Below are 288 nucleotides of genomic sequence, written 5' to 3' on the forward strand. Positions count from 1 at the left end.
GTTTAAAGGCAGTATCTTTGACTAGCTCAGCATCATAACTTTTCTCTTTGTCCTCCGCCTGCACGTACATGGCAAGAGCCAAACCAGCAAGGTCACTTGAATCCTTGATTGTACTCCTAATAAGTTGCAAAAGATCATCATTTTGGCTATCTATCATATCATAATACTTATATGTCTTATCCTTATCAGTATCTTCCATCTCATAAAATACTTCACTATCATAACCACATACTGGACATACTCCCGGTATCTCATCACCTATGTGTATATATCCGCACTCTTTACACT

General features: G+C 37.8%; 1 protein-coding gene. It reads right to left on the minus strand.

All coding sequences use genetic code 11. From position 1 onward, the window contains the following. Positions 1-288 (minus strand): rubredoxin-like domain-containing protein (locus NE547_RS18185; protein WP_370866867.1); only part of this gene is annotated, 288 nt, incomplete at both ends.

This window comes from Flavonifractor sp. DFI.6.63 (assembly GCF_024462255.1).
In the GTDB taxonomy this organism is placed as follows: domain Bacteria; phylum Bacillota; class Clostridia; order Oscillospirales; family Oscillospiraceae; genus Lawsonibacter_A; species Lawsonibacter_A hominis.